Genomic DNA, 667 nt, shown 5'->3' on the forward strand with positions numbered 1-667 from the left:
TCATAGGTGGTCCCTTTATACCGGCTGTCCGTCATTTTTAAATATAGGTTTTCATTTTCTCCCACCAGCTTATATACCTTAGCAGGAGACATTCCTTCCGTATCTTTTACGCAGCGGTATTTTTCGATCAGTTTTTTCAATTCCGGTGATATTCTCATTTTAGCCATTTATTATTTCCTTCCTCTTTTCTACAGTATTTAAAGATACCCCAAGAAGCTAATTATAACAAGACGAACTCCAATTCACTGTTCCTTGCATTCTAAAACCTTAAATACCAGAAAACAGCTTTTTCAAAGTTGTTTTCAAAGTTGGCGTATAACATAGTATCGACGGAGCCGATTTTGAAACCACAATTATGATAGAATTTACAAGCTATAAGGTTATTGTCCTGGGTTTCAAGCATTAGTCCATGCAAGTTTTTATGCTTTGCCCATTCTATAGATATATTGATAAGCGCGCTGCCTATGCCTTGCCCCCTGAAATCCTTACATACGGCGATATCTTCTATATAAGCGTACCGGTTCCAATTTTTTCGCAGTTTAACTTTTCCGACGCATTTATCGTCTTGGTAGTAAAGATATATTATCTGGTTCTGTTGCAAAGTAAAAAAATATAGCTAACCACTAATTTATCATGTCAGTGTTCGCTTAACTTGCTAGCATGATGC

General features: G+C 36.6%; 1 pseudogene. It reads right to left on the reverse strand.

From position 1 onward, the window contains the following. Positions 1-259 precede the first annotated feature (259 nt). Positions 260-592: pseudogene (locus IDG65_RS14110) on the reverse strand (GNAT family N-acetyltransferase); the annotation flags it as partial. Positions 593-667 lie beyond the last annotated feature (75 nt).

The organism is Staphylococcus sp. EG-SA-17, assembly GCF_017151845.1.
Classification (GTDB): domain Bacteria; phylum Bacillota; class Bacilli; order Staphylococcales; family Staphylococcaceae; genus Staphylococcus; species Staphylococcus aureus.